Origin of the sequence: Pseudomonas sp. N-137 (assembly GCF_034555295.1) — a bacterium.
GTDB classification, from domain to species: domain Bacteria; phylum Pseudomonadota; class Gammaproteobacteria; order Pseudomonadales; family Pseudomonadaceae; genus Aquipseudomonas; species Aquipseudomonas rhizophila.
This window is the reverse complement of the sequence record NZ_JAXUDQ010000006.1, coordinates 441,055-458,807: the sequence shown is the minus strand read 5'-3', so window position 1 is coordinate 458,807 and position 17,753 is coordinate 441,055. Positions and strand designations below refer to the sequence as shown.

General features: G+C 61.5%; 19 protein-coding genes. 11 read left to right on the top strand and 8 right to left on the bottom strand.

Going from position 1 to position 17,753, the window contains the following annotated elements; all coding sequences use genetic code 11:
- Positions 1–7: 7 nt before the first annotated feature.
- Genes argE through T3A99_RS04330 form a run of 4 tightly spaced genes read right to left on the bottom strand, consistent with a single transcriptional unit; the run spans position 8 to position 3,607 of the window.
- Entirely contained in the window at positions 8–1,177 is a 1,170-nt protein-coding gene (gene argE, locus T3A99_RS04345; protein WP_322833979.1) for an acetylornithine deacetylase, read from the bottom strand.
- Positions 1,170–1,844, bottom strand: a complete 675-nt coding sequence (locus T3A99_RS04340; protein ID WP_322833978.1) for a DUF1028 domain-containing protein — start codon at positions 1,842–1,844, stop codon at positions 1,170–1,172. Before T3A99_RS04340 ends, argE begins: the two co-directional genes overlap by 8 nt.
- Positions 1,845–1,856: 12 nt before the next feature.
- The gene (locus T3A99_RS04335) at positions 1,857–2,267 is read right to left on the bottom strand and encodes a RidA family protein (protein ID WP_003201555.1); all 411 of its coding nucleotides are present in this window, start codon (positions 2,265–2,267) and stop codon (positions 1,857–1,859) included.
- Positions 2,267–3,607, bottom strand: coding sequence for an NAD(P)/FAD-dependent oxidoreductase (locus T3A99_RS04330; protein ID WP_322833977.1), 1,341 nt, complete (start codon positions 3,605–3,607; stop codon positions 2,267–2,269). Before T3A99_RS04330 ends, T3A99_RS04335 begins: the two co-directional genes overlap by 1 nt.
- A 429-nt stretch (positions 3,608–4,036) precedes the next feature.
- On the opposite strand from T3A99_RS04330, the gene T3A99_RS04325 reads away from it, so the two are divergent.
- The 6 genes from T3A99_RS04325 to T3A99_RS04300 are packed head-to-tail and all read left to right on the top strand — an operon-like array spanning position 4,037 to position 9,002.
- Positions 4,037–4,459 carry a nuclear transport factor 2 family protein gene (locus T3A99_RS04325; protein WP_047229149.1) on the top strand — a complete coding sequence of 141 codons (423 nt, stop codon included), beginning with the start codon at positions 4,037–4,039 and terminating at the stop codon, positions 4,457–4,459.
- Complete coding sequence (locus tag T3A99_RS04320) at positions 4,456–5,211, top strand: SDR family NAD(P)-dependent oxidoreductase (protein ID WP_322833976.1); 756 nt, start codon at positions 4,456–4,458, stop codon at positions 5,209–5,211. The genes T3A99_RS04325 and T3A99_RS04320 overlap by 4 nt, the downstream gene beginning before the upstream one ends.
- Positions 5,212–5,214: 3 nt before the next feature.
- Positions 5,215–6,462 carry an NAD(P)/FAD-dependent oxidoreductase gene (locus tag T3A99_RS04315; protein ID WP_322833975.1) on the top strand — a complete coding sequence of 416 codons (1,248 nt, stop codon included), beginning with the start codon at positions 5,215–5,217 and terminating at the stop codon, positions 6,460–6,462.
- On the top strand, positions 6,459–7,274 hold the full coding sequence (locus T3A99_RS04310) for a DUF1365 domain-containing protein (protein WP_322833974.1): 816 nt from the start codon (positions 6,459–6,461) through the stop codon (positions 7,272–7,274). The genes T3A99_RS04315 and T3A99_RS04310 overlap by 4 nt, the downstream gene beginning before the upstream one ends.
- Positions 7,246–8,514, top strand: a complete 1,269-nt coding sequence (locus T3A99_RS04305; protein WP_139050018.1) for an SAM-dependent methyltransferase — start codon at positions 7,246–7,248, stop codon at positions 8,512–8,514. The genes T3A99_RS04310 and T3A99_RS04305 overlap by 29 nt, the downstream gene beginning before the upstream one ends.
- A complete protein-coding gene (locus tag T3A99_RS04300; RefSeq protein WP_160892343.1) occupies positions 8,514–9,002 on the top strand; it encodes a DUF2878 domain-containing protein in 489 nt (162 codons plus the stop codon). The genes T3A99_RS04305 and T3A99_RS04300 overlap by 1 nt, the downstream gene beginning before the upstream one ends.
- Positions 9,003–9,030: 28 nt before the next feature.
- Here the strand turns inward: T3A99_RS04300 and T3A99_RS04295 are convergent, their stop codons facing one another.
- From T3A99_RS04295 to T3A99_RS04285, 3 genes are read right to left on the bottom strand one after another with little or no spacing between them, the layout of a single operon-like run.
- On the bottom strand, positions 9,031–9,336 hold the full coding sequence (locus T3A99_RS04295; RefSeq protein ID WP_047229154.1) for a DUF6482 family protein: 306 nt from the start codon (positions 9,334–9,336) through the stop codon (positions 9,031–9,033).
- Complete coding sequence (locus tag T3A99_RS04290) at positions 9,333–9,872, bottom strand: DUF3833 domain-containing protein (RefSeq protein ID WP_047229155.1); 540 nt, start codon at positions 9,870–9,872, stop codon at positions 9,333–9,335. The genes T3A99_RS04295 and T3A99_RS04290 overlap by 4 nt, the downstream gene beginning before the upstream one ends.
- Entirely contained in the window at positions 9,869–10,435 is a 567-nt protein-coding gene (locus T3A99_RS04285) for a chalcone isomerase family protein (RefSeq protein ID WP_047229156.1), read from the bottom strand. Before T3A99_RS04285 ends, T3A99_RS04290 begins: the two co-directional genes overlap by 4 nt.
- Before the next feature lie 221 nt (positions 10,436–10,656).
- Here T3A99_RS04285 and T3A99_RS04280 point away from each other — a divergent pair, with 221 nt between their 5' ends.
- The 3 genes from T3A99_RS04280 (at position 10,657) to T3A99_RS04270 (ending at position 16,311) form a co-directional block, all read left to right on the top strand.
- A complete protein-coding gene (locus T3A99_RS04280) occupies positions 10,657–12,225 on the top strand; it encodes a sensor domain-containing diguanylate cyclase (RefSeq protein ID WP_139050017.1) in 1,569 nt (522 codons plus the stop codon).
- Positions 12,226–12,342: 117 nt separating this feature from the next.
- On the top strand, positions 12,343–14,343 hold the full coding sequence (locus T3A99_RS04275) for a peptidase U32 family protein (RefSeq protein ID WP_139050016.1): 2,001 nt from the start codon (positions 12,343–12,345) through the stop codon (positions 14,341–14,343).
- Between the two features lie 228 nt (positions 14,344–14,571).
- A complete protein-coding gene (locus T3A99_RS04270; protein WP_139050015.1) occupies positions 14,572–16,311 on the top strand; it encodes a dipeptidase in 1,740 nt (579 codons plus the stop codon).
- A 128-nt stretch (positions 16,312–16,439) separates the two neighbouring features.
- On the opposite strand, the gene T3A99_RS04265 is transcribed toward T3A99_RS04270, so the two are convergent.
- Positions 16,440–16,667 carry a DUF3079 domain-containing protein gene (locus tag T3A99_RS04265; RefSeq protein ID WP_047229159.1) on the bottom strand — a complete coding sequence of 76 codons (228 nt, stop codon included), beginning with the start codon at positions 16,665–16,667 and terminating at the stop codon, positions 16,440–16,442.
- Positions 16,668–16,868: 201 nt separating this feature from the next.
- On the opposite strand from T3A99_RS04265, the gene T3A99_RS04260 reads away from it, so the two are divergent.
- Positions 16,869–17,399, top strand: coding sequence for an iron transporter (locus T3A99_RS04260; protein WP_047229160.1), 531 nt, complete (start codon positions 16,869–16,871; stop codon positions 17,397–17,399).
- Between the two features lie 2 nt (positions 17,400–17,401).
- Positions 17,402–17,752, top strand: coding sequence for a cupredoxin domain-containing protein (locus tag T3A99_RS04255; protein ID WP_047229161.1), 351 nt, complete (start codon positions 17,402–17,404; stop codon positions 17,750–17,752).
- The last annotated feature ends 1 nt before the right edge of the window (position 17,753 follow it).

The following is a 17,753-nucleotide window of genomic DNA, read 5'->3' as shown; positions in this document are numbered from 1 at the left end:
CCTTGTCTCAGAAGTCGTTGGGGTCGCTGAGATGACTCGCCAGGTGATCCATCAATCGGTCGCAGGCCGCCATCTGTTCAACGCTCACGTATTCATCGGCTTTGTGCCCCTGATCCATGCTGCCGGGGCCGCAGACCACCGCCGGGATTCCGGCCTGATCAAACAGGCCGCCTTCGGTGCCGAATGCCACGGTGCTGAAGGCATCACTGCCGCACAGCTCGGCCACCAGACGCGCGGCGGCGCTGTCAGGTCGGGTTGCCAGGCCCGGGTAGGCAGACAGTGGTTCAAACCGGATCGCGGTGTCGCCTTGCACGGCCCGCATCGCCGGCAGCAGCGCCTGCTCGGCGTAATCGCGCAATTGCTCGACGACGACCTGTGGGGCGAAATCCGGCAAGGCGCGCACTTCGAAATCGAAGCGGCAATCGGCCGGGACGATGTTCAACGCGGTACCGCCCTGGATCACGCCCACCTGCACCGTGGAGTACGCCGGATCGAAGCGCGCATCGTGCTGTGAAGGTTCGGCCAGATTCGCGCCGATCTCCCCCAACCGACTGATCAGGCGCGCTGCCTGTTCGATGGCGTTCACCCCGTAGGGCGCATAGGCCGAATGACAGGCTGCCCCTTTGACATGGCAACGCATCGCCAACTTGCCCTTGTGGCCCAACACCGGTTGGAGTTGGGTGGGCTCGCCGATCAGACACAACGCAGGCTGGGGAATACGTTGCGCCAGCACTTGCAGCAGGCTGCGCACGCCCAAGCAACCGACCTCTTCGTCATAGGAGAACGCCAGATGCACGGGCCGGCGAAGCGGGCTGGCGAGGAACATCGGCACCGCTGCCAGCACTGAAGCCAAATAGCCTTTCATGTCGGCGGTGCCCCGGCCGTACAGCTTGCCGCCGGCCTCGCTCAGGCAAAACGGATCGACCGTCCAGTGCTGTCCGTCCACCGGCACTACATCGGTATGACCGGACAGCACGACCCCACCGGGCACCGCTGGGCCGATGCTCGCCAGCAGGTTGGCCTTGGTCCGCTCGGGGTTGTAGATCAGTTCGCAACTCACGCCCAGATCGTGGAGGTAGCCACGCACGAACTCGATCAGCGCCAAGTTCGACTCGCGACTGACCGTGGCAAAGCCCACCAGGCTGGCGAGCAGTGCGCGGCTGCGCAGCTCACTCATCACCCGGCACTCCGTAGCTGGGGGCCAGGGTCGGATCGAGGGCGCGGGTCAGGTAGTCCTGCAGTTGCGGCTGATAGGCCAGCCACAGTTTTTCCAGCTCAGCAATGGGGTTTTCCTCGGCCCAGTCGACACGCAAATCGACGATCGGCCAGGTGAGTTCATCCACCACCGACAGCGCCGCAGAATGCACCGCTCCGGCTTCACCACCTGCGCTCTGCCCGGCCTGCAACGCACTCAACAGGCGCGCGGCAAGACAACCTTCGCTGTGCTCGAATGCGGCAACCATGGCGTCGATCACGCCCACACTGGTCAACAGATTGCCGGCCGCCACGCATTGCTCACCGGCCAGCGCGCGATGGGTGCCCAAGGCGTGGCTGCCGCTGAAAATCGCCGTGCGCCCGTGGGCATCCACCACCGCCACCTGGCGGTACTGGCTGTAGCCATTGCGCGCCAGGGCGCGCTCGACAGCCTCTTGGGCGGCCAGGCCACCGGCCAGTTCGTCGAGGATCTGCGGACCCAGGGCCGGCAGCGTGATGTTCTGGCTCGACACCGCGCCGACACCGGCCCGTAACCAGGGGCAACGGGCGCCGACGGCAATGCTCGAGGAACTGATGGCGATGCCCAACTGGCCCGTCTCGGCGCAACGCCCGACAATGGAAAAAGTCATGCTCCACTCTCCTTATTCGGGGATCACTGCGATCACATCGATTTCCATCAGCCATTGCGGTTGGCCGAGGGCGCTGACCACCAGCCCGGTGGAAATCGGGAACACCCCTTTGAGCCATTTGCCCACCTCCTGGTACACCGGCTCGCGATAGCGCGGGTCGATCAGGTAAGTGGTGGTCTTGACGATGTGGCTCAGGTCGCTGCCGGCCTCTTCCAGCAATTGCTTGACGTTGCGCATGGCCTGTTCAGCCTGGGCACGCGGATCGCCCAGACCTACCAACTGGCCGTTGAAATCAGTGCCAACCTGACCGCGCACGTAGACGGTGTTGCCGGCGCGCACGGCCTGGCACAAGTCGTTGTCCAGCGTCTGGTTGGGATAGGTGTCTTTGGTGTTGAACATGCGGATGCGAGTGTGGGTAGGCATCAACGGACTCCCATGAGGCTGGTTTTCGAACTGTTCGAATCGCTATCGAGCGCCGTGGCTTGAACGTCCTCGTTCTGGCGCTGCGAAGCGTCTCGATAGTTGAGATAGGTATGCTGTTTCACGATGTGGTCAGCGATATGCCGGGCGTCGTGCCACACGCCCCAGATGAACGCCGACCCGCGCCGTGACAGCCAGGGCAGGCCCACGAAATACACACCCGGTTCGCTGGAAACACCCCGCTGGTGCCGTGGCTTGCCGTTAGCGTCCAGCGCGTCGACCTTCAGCCAGCTGTAATCCACCGAGTAGCCAGTGGCCCAGATCACGGTGGTCACCCCAGCGTCCACCAGATCCAGTTCCAGGATCGGATGGGTCAGGCAGTGCGGGTCAGGCAATAGCCGGCGCGCTTCAGGCTCCGGCGGCAGGTCCAGGCCGTTGCGGGCAATGTAGGCATCGGCGGCATCCAGCAGCGCCAGGTAGTTTTCATCGCCACGGGCGATGTTTTCGGCAAGGTTGGGCTCAAACGTCACGACGCTAGCGTTGAACGACTTCGTCAGGCCCACCAGGGTGATGCCCTCATGGGCCAGCCTGCGAAAGTCCACCGTATGGCCACCGCGGGCACCGCTCACGGCGATGGTCACATGCTCCCTGCCCGGCTGGACGGCCTCCGCATCCCACTCGCCGAGCACACCCAGCCACCAGCAGAAATCCCGGTTGCGATAGGCCCGTGGCGGGCGATCATGGGCGCCCACCGAGAGGTAGACCTGTTTGCCGGCGCGCTGTAACTCATCGGCGATCTGCACCCCCGACGAGCCCGCCCCGACTACCAGCACGGCGCCCTCGGCCAACTGCCGGGGATTGCGGTATTGGGCGGAGTGCATCTGGGTGACTTGCGCCACATCCGCGGCGATAGACGGAATCACCGGCCGTTGGAAGGGCCCGGTGGCGACCACCACGTGGATGGCCTCAATCGGGCCCTCGCTGGTCTCAATGCTGAAGCCTGGGCGGCCGACATTACGCTGGACCTTCCTGACCTCAACGCCGGTACGGATCGGCGCCTTGAATGTATTGGCATAGGCTTCGAAGTAATCGGCCACTTGATCCTTGGTGGCGAAGGCATCAGGGTCGAGCCCCTGGAATTGCAGCCCCGGAAAGCGGTCGTGCCAGGCCGGGCCGTTGGCCACCAGCGAATCCCAACGCGCAGTGCGCCAGGCCTCGGCAATGCGGTTGCGCTCCACCACAAGATGAGGCACTCCCTGGCGGCTCAAATGTTCACTCATGGCCACGCCGGCCTGGCCGGCGCCTATAACAAGCGTATCTATCTGTAGGGTCTCAACGGGCATGTCTGTGCACTTCCGGCAGTGGGATGGTTCAGGCCGGCATGGCGCCGCCTCGGGTTTGGATTTTTTCTTGTTCTGCGTTTGCGACGATCGACAGGAGGTGTCGAAGCGATTCTGTCGGCAGCCGGGAATTTGCGAAACGAGGGTTTTTATCGTTGCTGGCAAGGAAAAAACTGCCGTATCGCCTATGCCCTGGACGATGCGTCTTTGCGCCAGGCCTGCGAGGTGATTCGTGGTTTCTGCAACGCACCTGACTGACATTCAGCCGTTTCACTGAAACAGCCGAGCCCGGTCATGACCGGGCTCGCTCAGCAGAAAAGCTATACAAATTTACAAATACCTATACAAAACACTTTAAAACGTACAAGTCGTGCAGTAGGCTTCGAAAACTTGTACAGGAATAACTACCTGTACAATAATTCGGAGCCTGACATGTCTGCCTACCTCCAGCGTTTTGCCCGCGCCTTCGCCGAGTTGGACGCCAGTCACCTGGCCGAGCTCGATACCCTCTACAGCGCTGACATTAAGTTCCAGGACCCATTGCATCGGATCGAAGGCCTACCTGCACTGCGCAACTACTTCGCGCAGATGTATGCCAACGTCGATCAGGTGCGCTACGACTTTCATGGCTTTGATGAGGTCGGCCCCGGCGAGGGCTATCTACGCTGGACGCTGCATTACAGCCACCCACGTCTGGCCGGCGGCGCACTTATCTCCCTGCAAGGCTGCAGTTATTTGCGCTGGAACGAACGGGTCTACCTGCACCAGGACTTCTTCGACGCGGGTGCCCTGCTCTACGAGCACCTACCACTGTTTGGCTCGGTGATCGGCTGGCTGAAGCGGAGGCTGGCATGAGTCGTATCTGGTTGACCGGCGCCAGCAGCGGTATCGGTGCAGCATTGGCCTCGCAGCTTCTTGAGCAAGGACACCGTCTGGCGCTGAGTGCGCGCCAAGTCGCGCCCCTTCAAGCGTTAGCGACTCGCTATGAGGATCAGGTCCTGGTGCTGCCGGGCGACCTGACCGATCCAGCGCAAGTGGCCGATATCTGCCGGACCATCGACGCTCGATGGGGGGCGCTGGACCTGGTGATTCTCAATGCCGGAACCTGCGAATACCTGGAGCCGGGGCACTTCGACACGCGACTGGTCGAACGGGTACTGACCACCAACCTGCTGGGTACCAGCCACTGCCTGGAAGCCGCCCTGCCCTTGCTGCGCCGAGGCCAGCGCCCGCACCTGGTGGGGGTGTGCAGCGCGGTGACCTGGCTGGCCTTGCCGCGTGCCGGCGCGTATGGCGCGTCCAAGGCGGCGTTGCGCTATTTGTTCGAATCGTTGCGCATCGATCTGGCCGCCGAGGGCATCGATGTCACCTTGGTAAGCCCCGGTTTCGTCGACACCCCGCTGACCCGCCGCAATGACTTTCCGATGCCCATGCGCTGGTCGGCACAACGCGCGGCGCAGCATATCGCCCAGCGCCTGCCCGCGCGACCGCTGGACATCGCTTTCCCATGGTCCTTCACCTTCGTCCTGCGCCTGCTCGGACGCTTGCCCGCCCGTTGGCGCCTGGCCCTTGGCCGGCGCCTGGCACGCTCTTCACAGGAGTCTTGAAACATGCGCATCGCAATCATCGGCAGCGGCATATCGGGGCTGACATGCGCGTACCTGCTGGCTCGCCAGCACCAGATCACCCTGTTCGAAGCCGACGACCGGATCGGCGGCCACACCCACACCGTGGACGTGGAATGGCAAGGCCAGCGTTATGGCGTAGACACCGGTTTCATTGTCTACAACGACTGGACCTATCCGAACTTCATCCGCTTGCTGGACCAGTTGGGCGTGACTTCCCGTGCCACTGAAATGAGCTTTTCGGTGCATGACCCGGCCACCGGCCAGGAGTACAAGGGGCATACCCTGCGCAGCCTTTTCGCCCGACGACGCAACCTGCTGTCGCCGAGCTTCTGGGGCATGTTGCAGGACATCCTCAGATTCAACCGGCAGGCCACGGCCGACTTGAAGGCGCAGCGCATCGACAGCACCACCCGGCTGGGCGATTACCTGCATGTCCACAATTATGGACAACGTTTCATCGACCATTACATCGTGCCCATGGGCTCGGCGATCTGGTCGATGTCACCTGCCAGAATGCTGGAGTTTCCGCTGCAGTTCTTCGTGCGCTTCTGCCATAACCACGGCCTGCTATCGGTCAACCGACGCCCACAATGGCGAGTGATCGAGGGCGGCTCGCGGGGTTATATCGACCCGTTATGCGCGCACTTTCGCCAGCATATCCGGCTCAACTGCCCGGTGCAGCGCGTGAGCCGCGACGCGACAGGCGTGAACATACTCAGCGCGGCGGGACTTGAGCGTTTCGACAAAGTGGTGTTTGCCTGCCACAGCGACCAGGCCCTGGCGCTGCTTGAAACGCCAAGCAAAGCAGAGCGTGAGGTGCTCGGTGCCCTGGCCTACGCCAGCAACGAAGTACTGCTGCATACCGACACCGGTGTCTTGCCGCAGCGCCGCCAGGCCTGGGCGAGTTGGAATTACCGACTGGGTGGTTCGGTGCGAGCGCCTGCTGCGCTGACCTACAACATGAACATCCTCCAGGGTCTGGACGCCCCGGTGACCTTCTGCGTGAGCCTCAATCAGAGTGACGTGGTGGATCCGGCCAAGGTCCTGGCTCGCTTCGAGTATGCGCATCCGCAATACAGCCTCGCCGGCGTCGCCGCCCAGGCTCGCCAGGGTGATCTGCAAGGGCGTCAGCACAGTTATTTCTGCGGCGCCTATTGGGCCAATGGTTTCCACGAAGACGGTGTGGTCAGTGGGCTGGATGTGGCCGGGCATTTTGGAGAATACCTTTGAATAGCAGCCTGTGCCGCGGCTGGATCGACCATCGCCGCTATTCACCCCGCGCCCATGGATTCCGATACCCCATCGGCATGCTTTATCTGGACCTCGCCGAACAAAGCCAGGTGCTGGGTCTGTCCCGCCTGCTGCGGGGGTGGCCCTTGGCACCGCTGTGCTGGCGCGAGCGCGATTACCTGCCCGCTCGCACACGTCTGGGCGTCCCCTTGCTCGACGCGGTGCGCGAATTGCTTGCCCAGGCCCTGGGCACCGCGCCCCAGGGCGCAATCCAGCTGCTGACCCAACCGCGCAGTTGGGGGTTGTCTTTCAATCCGGTGAGTTTCTATTTCTGCCACGAAACCGATGGGCGTCTGGCGGCCATTCTCTGTGAGGTCCGCAACACCCCATGGCGCGAGCGCTATCACTATGTGTTGCCGGTAAGCCCCGGTGAACCCCATACGTTCCGGGTGGCCAAGGCGTTCCATGTATCACCGTTCCTGCCTCGGGACATGGACTACCGCATGCGCTTTCTGATCGCGGACTCACATATCCGGGTGCATATGGAGAACTGGCGCGATGGCAGCAAGGTGTTCGAGGCCGACCTTGCGCTCAAGCGCCAACCTCTCGATGCCGCGGCTGTGCGTCGCCACTTCCTGGCCTTCCCGTGGATGAGCCTGCGCACCTTGAGCGCCATTTACTGGCAGGCTCTGCGCCTGCTCTTCAAACGCACGCCCCTGCACGACCATCAGGCCAGCCAAAACGGCCTGAGCGTCGGCGAAACCGCCCACAAGGACCCCGACCATGCCCGAACCCACCCTGAGCGTTACTAAGGCCGGCAGCTTTCGCCTGTTCAACGGCGGCGTCTTCAAGCAAGTCGTTCTCGGCCAATTACGACACCTGCGCCAAGGCCACTTGCGCCTGCTGCTCGATGGGGAATCGCTAAACTTCGGCGATCCGGCCAGTGCTCTGCAGGCCGAAGTCGAAATTCTTGACGACGCCGTCTGGGGCATGCTCGCCAGTAACGGTTCGATCGGCGCCGGTGAGGCCTATATCCAGGGGTACTGGCGCAGCAACGACCTGACGGCGGTGACCCGCGTGTTCGTCGCCAACCTGGACGTGCTCGATGCGATGGACAGTGGTCTGGCTCGCCTCGGCCGCCCGGTGCTGCGTTGGCTGCACTGGCTCAACCGTAACAGCCGGCGCGGCTCTCGGCGCAACATCATTGCCCATTACGACTTGGGCAATGACTTGTTCGAGCGTTTGCTCGATCCCACCATGATGTACTCGGCCGCCATGTTCGAAAGCCCCGAACAAAGCCTGGAAGAAGCCCAGCTCAACAAGCTCGAACGCATCTGTCGCAAGCTCGACCTGCGCCCCGGCGACCACCTACTGGAAATCGGCACCGGCTGGGGCAGCCTGGCGATTTATGCTGCCAGCCAATATGGCTGCAAGGTGACCACCACAACGTTGTCGCACGAGCAGTACGCCCATACCTGCCGGCGCGTTGAGGCACTGGGTCTGCAGCAGCGCATTGAGGTGCTGTGCAAGGACTATCGCGATCTGGAGGGGCGCTACGACAAGCTGGTCTCGATCGAAATGATCGAAGCTGTCGGTCATCGCTATTTACCCGAATACTTCCGACGCTGCTGCGCTCTGCTCAAGGATGACGGCCTGATGTTGCTGCAAGCCATCACCATTCGCGACCAGCGTTATGAGCAGGCACGCCGCTCGGTGGACTTCATCCAGCGGCATATTTTTCCCGGCGGCGCGCTGCCATCGTTGTCCGTTCTGCTAAACACCGCCAGCCGTCAAACACCGCTCAACCTGCTGCACCTGGAAGACTTCGGCGCGCACTACGCCCGCACGCTGAAGCACTGGCACGAGAACTTCCGGCAATCACGCCAAGCGCTGCTGGAGCTGGGTTACGACGAAACCTTCCAACGCCTGTGGGAGTTCTACCTGTGTTACTGCGAAGGCGGATTCCAGGAGCGTGCCATCGGCGTCGCGCAACTGCTCTTTGCCGCTCCCGGGGCGCGTCAGCTCTCTTTGCTGGAGCGGCGGGAGGCTTGATGAGTCGCGCGGGCCTGATCGTCAACGCACTCTGGGTCCAGTTGGGCTGGTGGGGTTGTGTACTGGGCGCACAGAATGCCTGGTGGCTCCTGGCTGTGGCGGCAGGATTGCTGGCTCACCTGAGCTTCTGTCCACAGCCCCGGGCCGAGTTGCGTGCAGTGATGCGCGTGGGGCTGTGCGGCATGGTGCTGGACTGGAGCCTGGGTGTGCTGGGTCTGTTCGGATTCGCTCAGACCGCCCTGCCCCTCTGGCTTGCGCTGCTCTGGCTGGTGTTTGCCACAAGCTTGCGGCACAGCCTGGCCTGGGCCATACAGCCTGTTTGGCGCGGTGCGTTGGTGGGCATGGTCGGCGGTCCGCTGGCCTATTGCGCAGGCGCTCCACTGGCCGGCGTTGCGCTGCCGCTTGGCATCGTGGGAACCGCTCTGGTGTTGGCGCCCCTGTGGGCACTCTGGCTGCCGTTGGCGTTGCGCCTGGCTGATCCCCACTGAGGTCAGAACCCGCGCCAGGCGAACATTATTACCAAGGTTCATCCAGAAAAAGTGGCACACGCAAAGGCTCTATCGGCCCCTCGCGCTGGCCACACATTTCGTCGTGAACGACATGCTGTACCAACATGCAGGGTAACCGCGGCGCGTCACGCAGCAACTCACGCAAATGGGTGGTGGATCGCAAATGCAATGTTCGTCCGGAGTCGTCGAGCAACGTACGAAACCCGCGGTCCAGTCGCGCACGCAACACGTAGATACCGCCCTCCAGCGACCATAACTCCAGCTCGTGTACCCGGCCTTCGATGGCCAGCTCGATCAGGGTTTGCAGGTTCATGGCGCGCCCCCGCCCTGACGACGGAAAAACAGCGTGACCTGGCCCAACTCGACGCCAAACTTGCTCATGCTCGAGCGGTTGATCATCGTGTCTTCGTCCATCAAGTACATCCAGTCGTCAAAAGTCACTTCGTAAGTCGATCCGTCTACTGGCAGGTTCAATCGATAGCGCCAGCGCAGCGCGTTGCCGGCCACCTCTCCCCGCGCCTCGCCGATCACATCGTCGGCGCGACCGCGCCAGAGCCCCGGGCCATCGGGGGTCAGCGTCCATACGCGCCGTTGTCGGCTGCCATCACTGTAGAGAAAGCGCTCATCGAGAATCAGCTGTTCACCTTCACGGTGACTCAATATCTCAACCTCGAAACGCTTGATGACCTCGCCGGAACGTTTTTGATAGATGCCCCAGGCCTTGATTGGCTGACTGAAGAAGCGCACCAGATCCAGCTGCGGTTGCTGGTCGGCATAACGATCGACATTCACGTTCCCGCAACTGGTCAAACTCATCATTAAAAGCAGTCCAACCATTAGCCGAGTCATGGTGTTTGCCCCCCTACGCGCGCGTTATTGAGCCCCAGCAGCTGTTGCCGCAACTCCGGATGCCGGGTGCGGGGATCGAGCCAGATGGCGAAGAAACTTCGAGCGAACGATGAGTCGGCGACTTCATGGGTCAAGCGCCCGTCGACATAAAAGCGGCAACCCTTGCCGGGCAGGTAAAGCCCGGTGATTTGACTGCCTGGCCTGACGTCGACGAAGGACCGCCGCATGTCATCGCTCCAGCTGTCGAGCTGTACTGGGTCCAGGGATTTACCCGCGATTCGGCGCATCTCCTCGATGCTCGCTTGCACCAAGGTTTGCTTGCTGATCGTGCGGCGGTAATTCAGCTCAAGTGCCAGCGGCGTTTCCAGGCTGGGTTGCAAGGTCGCACTCCATAACCTGGCCTGGTAGAGATCGAACCCGTACCAGGAATAATCGGCTTGCCCCACCAGACGGGCGTCAGGCAGTACCGTGCGCCAGTCGCACAGAGCTTGGCTGGCGTAAAGCACCAAAACGCAGGCCATGAACCGGCTCAGGCTTTTCTTGAACGCAAACGACCTTGCCATTGAAAAAACATCACTGGATTGCCGAAGGTCGCTCAATAGTTGTACATGAAGTATGGTTTGTACAGCTTTTTTGAGTGAATTTGCGAGTTATGGCCTTTTATATCCACCCGTGCTTTGGCGATCTGTGCCTGCCTCGAATCCTTCAGCTAACGTCCTGTTATCGGATAAGGTAGCCTGCGCCCTAATAATGCGCAGTCGCGCTGCTGTAGAAGGAAATGTTAATGCTCGGACGTGAACGGCCGCAGCTAAAGAAAGAAAGTGCTGACGAATCCTTTCCCCCTCAGGTAGCGCGGGCCGGAGCTGCCCTGCGGCTCACCATCACTTTCATGCTGGTGGTGGTGATGGTGTTCCTGGCCGTTGAAGGCTGGAGAACATGGCGTGACTATCGCTCTGCCTTTGCCTCGGCCCGCGATTCGGTGACAAACCTGGCGCGAGCGACGGCCCAGCACGCCGAAGACACCATCCGGCAAGTGGACGTGGTGACCGCAGCACTCAGCGAGCGAGTTGAAGGCGATGGCCTGCAGAACATCGACATCCCGCGCATCCATAAACTGCTGGTGCAACAGTCGGCCATCATGCCGCAGTTGCACGGTTTGTTTATCTACGGCCCCGACGGGCAGTGGATAGTGACAGACAAGCAAACAACGCCAGACTCGGCAAACAATGCCGACCGCGACTACTTCCAGTATCACCGCACCCACGAGGACCGAAGCGTGCGGATCGGCGAAGTGATCAGGAGCCGATCCACCAATGACCTGATCATCCCCATCTCCCGCCGCTTGAACAATCCTGACGGCTCGTTCGCCGGTGTGTTGCTGGGAACGGTCAAGGTCAGCTATTTCGTGGACTACTACGGCGACTTCAAGATCGACGACAAGGGAGCTCTGGTCCTGGCCCTGCGAGATGGCACGATTCTGGTCCGGCGGCCCTTCGTCGCCTCGGTGGTCGGCAAGAGCCTGGTCAATAGCGTGATCTTCCGTGACCACTTGCCCAACTCCAATCAGGGCGTCGCCGAGGCCAGGGCCGTCGTCGACGGCACTGAACGCATTTATGGCTACCGAGCCTTGACCACTTATCCGCTGGTGGTCGAGGCCGGATTGTCTCGCGAATCGATCATCACCCCCTGGCGTCACGATCTGCTCAAGACCGGCTTCGTACTGATATTCCTGATCGTGATACTCGTCGGCTTCGGGCTGATCGTGTTGAGCCAGTTGCGCTACAGAATGACCATGGAGAAACAGATTCGCAGCGCCCACCAAACCATGCGGGACATGGCACTGACCGACAGCCTGACCGGTTTGGGCAACCGCAGACGGCTGGACATTGCATTGGCCGATGAGATTCGCCGGGCCAGGCGTCAGCACGCCTCCTTGGCCTTGATCATGCTTGATGTCGATTACTTCAAACGCTACAACGACAAATACGGCCATGCTGCCGGGGACGACTGTCTGCGCGCGATCGCGGGGGCGATCCAGCAAGCGATCAAACGGCCCGGCGACCTGGCGGTGCGCTACGGGGGTGAAGAATTCACCATTTTGCTGCCCGACACCCACAGCGCGGGGGCCGCCACGATCGCACAAGAGATTCTGGAGTCCATCAGGGCGCTGAACATCGAACACGGCGACCATCCCTTGGGCCTGGTCACCGCCAGCGCGGGCATCACCACCTGCCGGCCAAGCACCGAGGACGTGACCCCGGCCATGCTGATCAAGGCCGCTGATGCGTTCTTGTATCTGGCAAAAAACACCGGGAGAAACCGCTGGTGCAGCCCTGATGCTTCGCCGGGATGACCCACGGGGCGAAGCCGCATATCGGTCATATCGCGCAAATCCAAGTCCACAGGTGCCGGCCGGGCGCCTGGCGGCTACAATGCGCGCTTCGACCGTGATCAGCCTGACTAAAAACAAATGTCCTTGCCCAAACATCATCTGGAATTGCTCAGCCCCGCCCGCGACGTGACCATCGCCCGCGAGGCCATCCTGCATGGCGCTGACGCCGTGTACATCGGTGGCCCGAGTTTCGGCGCGCGTCACAACGCCTGTAACGAGGTGAGTGATATCGCCCGGTTGGTGGAGTTCGCCCATCGCTACCACGCCCGGGTGTTCACCACGATCAACACCATCCTGCATGACAACGAACTGGAGCCGGCCCGCCAGTTGATCCACCAGTTGTACGATGCGGGTGTCGATGCCTTGATCGTCCAGGATCTAGGGGTGATGGAACTGGACATCCCGCCGATCGAACTGCACGCCAGCACCCAGACCGACATCCGTACCCTGGCACGGGCAAAGTTCCTTGATCAGGCCGGTTTCTCCCAACTGGTACTGGCGCGGGAGTTGAACCTGCAGGAAATCCGCGCCATCGCCGACGAAACCGACGCGGCCATCGAGTTCTTTATCCACGGCGCGCTGTGCGTGGCGTTTTCCGGCCAATGCAATATCTCCCACGCCCAGAACGGCCGCAGCGCCAACCGTGGTGATTGCTCCCAGGCCTGTCGCCTGCCCTACACCCTCAAGGATGATCAGGGCCGGGTGGTTGCCTATGAGAAGCACCTGCTGTCGATGAAGGACAACAACCAGAGCGCCAACATCCGCGCCCTGGTCGAAGCCGGTGTGCGTTCGTTCAAGATCGAAGGACGCTACAAGGACATGGGCTATGTGAAGAACATCACCGCCTACTACCGCCAGCGCCTGGACGATGTCCTCGAAGACCGTTCGGACCTGGCCCGCGCCTCCAGCGGTCGCACCGCGCACTTCTTCCTGCCCGACCCGGAGAAGACGTTCCACCGCGGCAGCACCGACTACTTCGTCAGCGAGCGCAAGATCGACATCGGCGCCTTCGATTCCCCGACCTTTACCGGCGTGCCGGTGGGCGTGGTGGAAAAAGTCGGCAAGCGCGACCTGCAAGTCGTGACCTTTGATCCGCTGTCCAACGGCGATGGCCTCAACGTGCTGGTCAAGCGTGAAGTGGTGGGTTTTCGCGCCAACATCGCCGAGCCCAAGGGCGAATTCGAGGAAGACGGCCAGAAGCGTTACCGCTACCGCGTCGAGCCCAACGAAATGCCGGCAGGGTTGCACACATTACGCCCCAACCACCCGCTGAGTCGTAACCTGGACCACAACTGGCAGCAAGCGCTGCTCAAGACCTCCGCCGAGCGCCGGGTGGGCGTTGCCTGGGTCGCACGCCTGCGTGAAGAGCGCCTGGAGCTGACTGCTACCAGCGAGGAAGGCGTCAGCGCCAGCGTCAGCCTGGACGGGCCATTCGGCCTGGCGAACAAGCCGGAGCAGGCGCTGGAGCAACTGCACGACCTGCTCGGCCAACTGGGCACCACCGAGTACCACGCCACCGCCATCGAGCTGGATGCGCCCCAGGCGTATTTCATTCCCAACTCGCAGCTCAAGGCAGTGCGCCGCGAAGTCATCGAAGCCCTGACCACCGCCCGTGTCGAGGCCCATCCCCGAGGGGGGCGCAAGGCCGAGACCAATCCTCCGCCGGTGTACCCGGAGTCGCACCTGTCGTTCCTGGCCAACGTCTACAACCAGAAGGCCCGGGATTTTTATCATCGCCACGGTGTGAAACTGATCGATGCGGCGTTCGAAGCCCACGAAGAAACCGGTGAAGTGCCGGTGATGATCACCAAGCACTGTCTGCGTTTCTCGTTCAACCTCTGTCCCAAGCAGGCCAAGGGCGTCACCGGCGTGCGCACCAAGGTTGCGCCGATGCAGTTGATCCATGGTGACGAGGTGCTGACGCTGAAGTTCGACTGCAAACCCTGCGAGATGCATGTGGTCGGCAAGATCAAGGGGCACATCCTCGACCTGCCGCTGCCGGGCAGCAGCGCGGAGCCCATCGTCGGTCACATCAGCCCGGAAGACCTGCTCAAGACGATCCCTCGCGCGCCGCATTAAGCTATCGCGAGCAGGCTCGCTCCCACAGGGATTGCAAAGTGGACACAAGATCGTGTGACCACCCCTAATCCCTTGTGGGAGCGAGCCTGCTCGCGATAGCAATGGATCGGCATGCATTAATGTTGATTACAAAACTCCCGGCAGGTCCTTCTCGGTGCTAGGTTGTAAGTGAGTGTTCCATCAATCAGTCACTTCTTTCCCACCGTCTGCAAAGGAATGCCTCTACCAATGAACTTATCCCTCAAGCACCTGGCCGTGAGCACCCTGCTGCTGTCCAGCCTGGCGTCGATCACCCCACCCGCCTTGGCCAACATCACTGCGCAACAGAGTTCGTCCCTCGTCAAAACCCTCGCTGACACCTCCGTCACCGACTTCAGGCAGTTCCTGGGAAATGTGGCCAGGAGTGAGTTGGCCGAAACCGCCAAGCTCGGCCCGGCCATCAGCACGTTCCTCGACAACAAACCCCTTACGGCTGAGCAGCAGAACGAAATTCATCGTCTGCTCGGCCTCTATGCACGGGTGAAATACGGCAACGCCGCTACCGAAACCCTGCGCGAACTGGTGGCGATCCCGACCTTTCGCAAGGACGGTGTTGCCCAGCACGAGAACCCCGAGTTCCTCAAGATCGCGGACAAGATCAAGCGCCTTGCCCTAGCCTTCAACCTGGACTTTCGCAACATCGACAACCGCGTCTACGAGATTTCACTGCATGGCAGTGGCGACGAAGTCGTGGGCATTCACGCCCATGCCGACGTCGTGCCGGTGACCCCGGAAAACTGGGTATTGAAAGACGGCACTCGTCTGGATCCGTTCAAGGTCACCCTGGTGGGCGACCGCATGTACGGGCGGGGCACCGAAGATGATAAGAACGGCATTGTCGTGGCGCTGTACGCCATGAAGATCATCAAGGAAGAAAACCTGCCGCTGGCGAGGAATTTCAAACTGCTGGTAGACACCACCGAGGAAACCACCGGCGACGCCATCCCCTATTACTTCGAGCGCAACCCAACCCCCAACTACAACCTGGCGCTGGATGGCGGCTACCCGGTGGTGATTGCCGAAAAAGGCTATGGCACCGTCATGGCCAACTTCGCCCGGCGTGCGGCCCAGGGCAAAGGCGCTGAGATCACGGCGATGACCGGTGGCCTGGCCACCAATCAGATTCCGTCCACATCGGTCGCTACCTTCGTGGGCGATCAGCCTGCTGAACTGGCCGCGACGCTGCAAAAAGCCGCTTCCGCGTATGCCAAGGGCAATGGCGGCGACTTCCAGGTGACCACCGCGGTCGTCGGTAAGGACGTCAAACTGACCTTCACAGGCGTCTCCGCCCATTCCTCAGAACCAGAGTCCGGGGTCAACCCGGTGGCGAGGATGCTGGACTTCATCAACAGCCTCGAGGGCAAGGTTGCGCTCAAGCACAACCACATCACCGATGCCGCCCGCTATGCCGCCGACAACTGGGGCCTGGACTACCTGGGAAGCAAACTGGGGATTGGCTTTTCCGACGCCTTCATGGGGCCGCTGACCGCTTCCCTGACGTATGTCGGCATGGATGACAAAGCCTTCAAGCTGGCCGTCAATCTGCGCGTGCCGGTGGGCAAGCCGACGGAAGCGATCAAGGCTGAAATCACCGACAAACTGGCCGCCTGGAGCAAGAAGACGGAGGTCGCCGTGGCGTTCGATTATTCAATCGATGAGCCGATGTATCGCAACCCGGACGGTGAATGGGTCAAGGCACTGTTGGCCGTGGCCAGCGAAAACCTCGGCATGGAGCACAAGTACGGCACCTCCGCTGGCGCCACCTCGGTTCATGACTTGCCCAACGGCGTGCAGTTCGGCCTGGCCATGCCCGACGTCAAGTACACCGGGCATAACGACAACGAGTTCAAGACGGTCGAGCAGTTTCTTCTGGACCTGCAGATCGTGACCGAGATGATGGGGCGGATCGGGCAGTTGCCGAAGTTGTGATCCCCTGTCCGGGAAAATGGGCGTTAATGTGGCGAGGGGATTTATCCCCGCTCGGTTGCGCAGCGACCGCAAATCTTAAGGCCGCTGCGCAGCCCAGCGGGGATAAATCCCCTCGCCACAGGTTCACTTCATTCCTTCGGGTGAGTGGTGCTTGGATCGATGACCTTGGCGCTAATGTCCACCAACTCCACCCCCCAATCACCATGCAGGTACCAATCCTCCCCGATCATTTCGGCCGGGTGCATGGTTCGATCCGCACCGTTGCCACACGCCAGGGCACTGGCCGGGCAATAACGGTCGCAGCCCCAGCAAATGCGCTCGGGATGTTTCGGACTGATTGGAAAAGGCTTTGCCATGACGCCCCCGTATAGCCGATGGGTGTGCCTGTACCCTAGCGTGTCAGGGCCAAAGTGCCCTTGATATCGATCAAGAACCACCGGCATGACGGTATCGGCGTTCCTGGCGGGTTAAATGCCTCGAAAATTGACAAGAATCATTATTATTCGCAGCAAAGCTTCCTAGACTCGGCCATCCCTTAGTCCTCAGGAAGTCTTCCCATGCGTACCCTCGCTCCGCTGTCTCTCGCCCTGCTGTTTCTCGCCCCTCTGTCCCAGGCCAAGGAATACCCCATTGGCGAACCGCAAATGTGCCCGGGCCTGGAGGTCGGCGCGGTGTACCTGCAACCGATCGAAATGGCCCCGGCCGGCATGATGCGCCCAACCGCCGAGTCTGACGTTCACCTGGAGGCCGATATCAGGGCCACGGCCGACAACCAGCAAGGTTTCCAGGAAGGCAGCTTCGTGCCCTACCTCAACGTGTCGTTCCAACTGAAAAAACAAGGCAACGACACCCCGCTCAAGGGCGACTTCCACGCCATGGTGGCCAATGACGGGCCGCACTATGGCGACAACGTCAAGCTGCTGGGCCCCGGCAAATACCAATTGACCTTCACTGTCCTGCCGCCCGGCGGCCATGGCTCCCTCGGCCGTCATACCGACAAGGAAACCGGCGTGGCACCGTGGTTCGAGCGCTGTGAACTGCATTACGAATTCGTCTACGCCGGGATTGGCAAAAAAGGCGGGTATTGAAGATGCGTCGTTCAACGAGCCGAACAGCGCGACAACTGGCCGGCTGGGTGCTGGCCGGCTTGCTGTTGCCTTCAGTCGCCCATGCCCAACTGCTTACTTACGAGTTGAGCATGCGCGACGGCCATTTCACCCCGCCGCTGCTGGAAGTACCGGCCGGGCAGCGCTTCAAGATCGTGCTGAAAAACGTCGGCCAGGGTCCGGCGGAATTCGAGAGCACGCCCCTGCGGGTGGAAAAGGTCCTGTCGCCCGGCGTTACCACGTTTGTCGTCATTCACCCGCTGCGCCCCGGGCACTATCCGTTTTTCGATGAATTCAACCCGCAACTGCCCGAGGGCGGCATCCTCGCCCAGTAGT

Bases quoted from the DNA above. Each gene is read 5' to 3' on its own strand.
- argE (WP_322833979.1), bottom strand. From the start codon at position 1,177: ATGAGTGAGCTGCGCAGCCGCGCACTGCTCGCCAGCCTGGTGGGCTTT.
- T3A99_RS04340 (WP_322833978.1), bottom strand. From the start codon at position 1,844: ATGACTTTTTCCATTGTCGGGCGTTGCGCCGAGACGGGCCAGTTGGGC.
- T3A99_RS04335 (WP_003201555.1), bottom strand. From the start codon at position 2,267: ATGCCTACCCACACTCGCATCCGCATGTTCAACACCAAAGACACCTAT.
- T3A99_RS04330 (WP_322833977.1), bottom strand. From the start codon at position 3,607: ATGCCCGTTGAGACCCTACAGATAGATACGCTTGTTATAGGCGCCGGC.
- T3A99_RS04325 (WP_047229149.1), top strand. From the start codon at position 4,037: ATGTCTGCCTACCTCCAGCGTTTTGCCCGCGCCTTCGCCGAGTTGGAC.
- T3A99_RS04320 (WP_322833976.1), top strand. From the start codon at position 4,456: ATGAGTCGTATCTGGTTGACCGGCGCCAGCAGCGGTATCGGTGCAGCA.
- T3A99_RS04315 (WP_322833975.1), top strand. From the start codon at position 5,215: ATGCGCATCGCAATCATCGGCAGCGGCATATCGGGGCTGACATGCGCG.
- T3A99_RS04305 (WP_139050018.1), top strand. From the start codon at position 7,246: ATGCCCGAACCCACCCTGAGCGTTACTAAGGCCGGCAGCTTTCGCCTG.
- T3A99_RS04300 (WP_160892343.1), top strand. From the start codon at position 8,514: ATGAGTCGCGCGGGCCTGATCGTCAACGCACTCTGGGTCCAGTTGGGC.
- T3A99_RS04295 (WP_047229154.1), bottom strand. From the start codon at position 9,336: ATGAACCTGCAAACCCTGATCGAGCTGGCCATCGAAGGCCGGGTACAC.
- T3A99_RS04290 (WP_047229155.1), bottom strand. From the start codon at position 9,872: ATGACTCGGCTAATGGTTGGACTGCTTTTAATGATGAGTTTGACCAGT.
- T3A99_RS04285 (WP_047229156.1), bottom strand. From the start codon at position 10,435: ATGGCAAGGTCGTTTGCGTTCAAGAAAAGCCTGAGCCGGTTCATGGCC.
- T3A99_RS04280 (WP_139050017.1), top strand. From the start codon at position 10,657: ATGCTCGGACGTGAACGGCCGCAGCTAAAGAAAGAAAGTGCTGACGAA.
- T3A99_RS04275 (WP_139050016.1), top strand. From the start codon at position 12,343: ATGTCCTTGCCCAAACATCATCTGGAATTGCTCAGCCCCGCCCGCGAC.
- T3A99_RS04270 (WP_139050015.1), top strand. From the start codon at position 14,572: ATGAACTTATCCCTCAAGCACCTGGCCGTGAGCACCCTGCTGCTGTCC.
- T3A99_RS04265 (WP_047229159.1), bottom strand. From the start codon at position 16,667: ATGGCAAAGCCTTTTCCAATCAGTCCGAAACATCCCGAGCGCATTTGC.
- T3A99_RS04260 (WP_047229160.1), top strand. From the start codon at position 16,869: ATGCGTACCCTCGCTCCGCTGTCTCTCGCCCTGCTGTTTCTCGCCCCT.
- T3A99_RS04255 (WP_047229161.1), top strand. From the start codon at position 17,402: ATGCGTCGTTCAACGAGCCGAACAGCGCGACAACTGGCCGGCTGGGTG.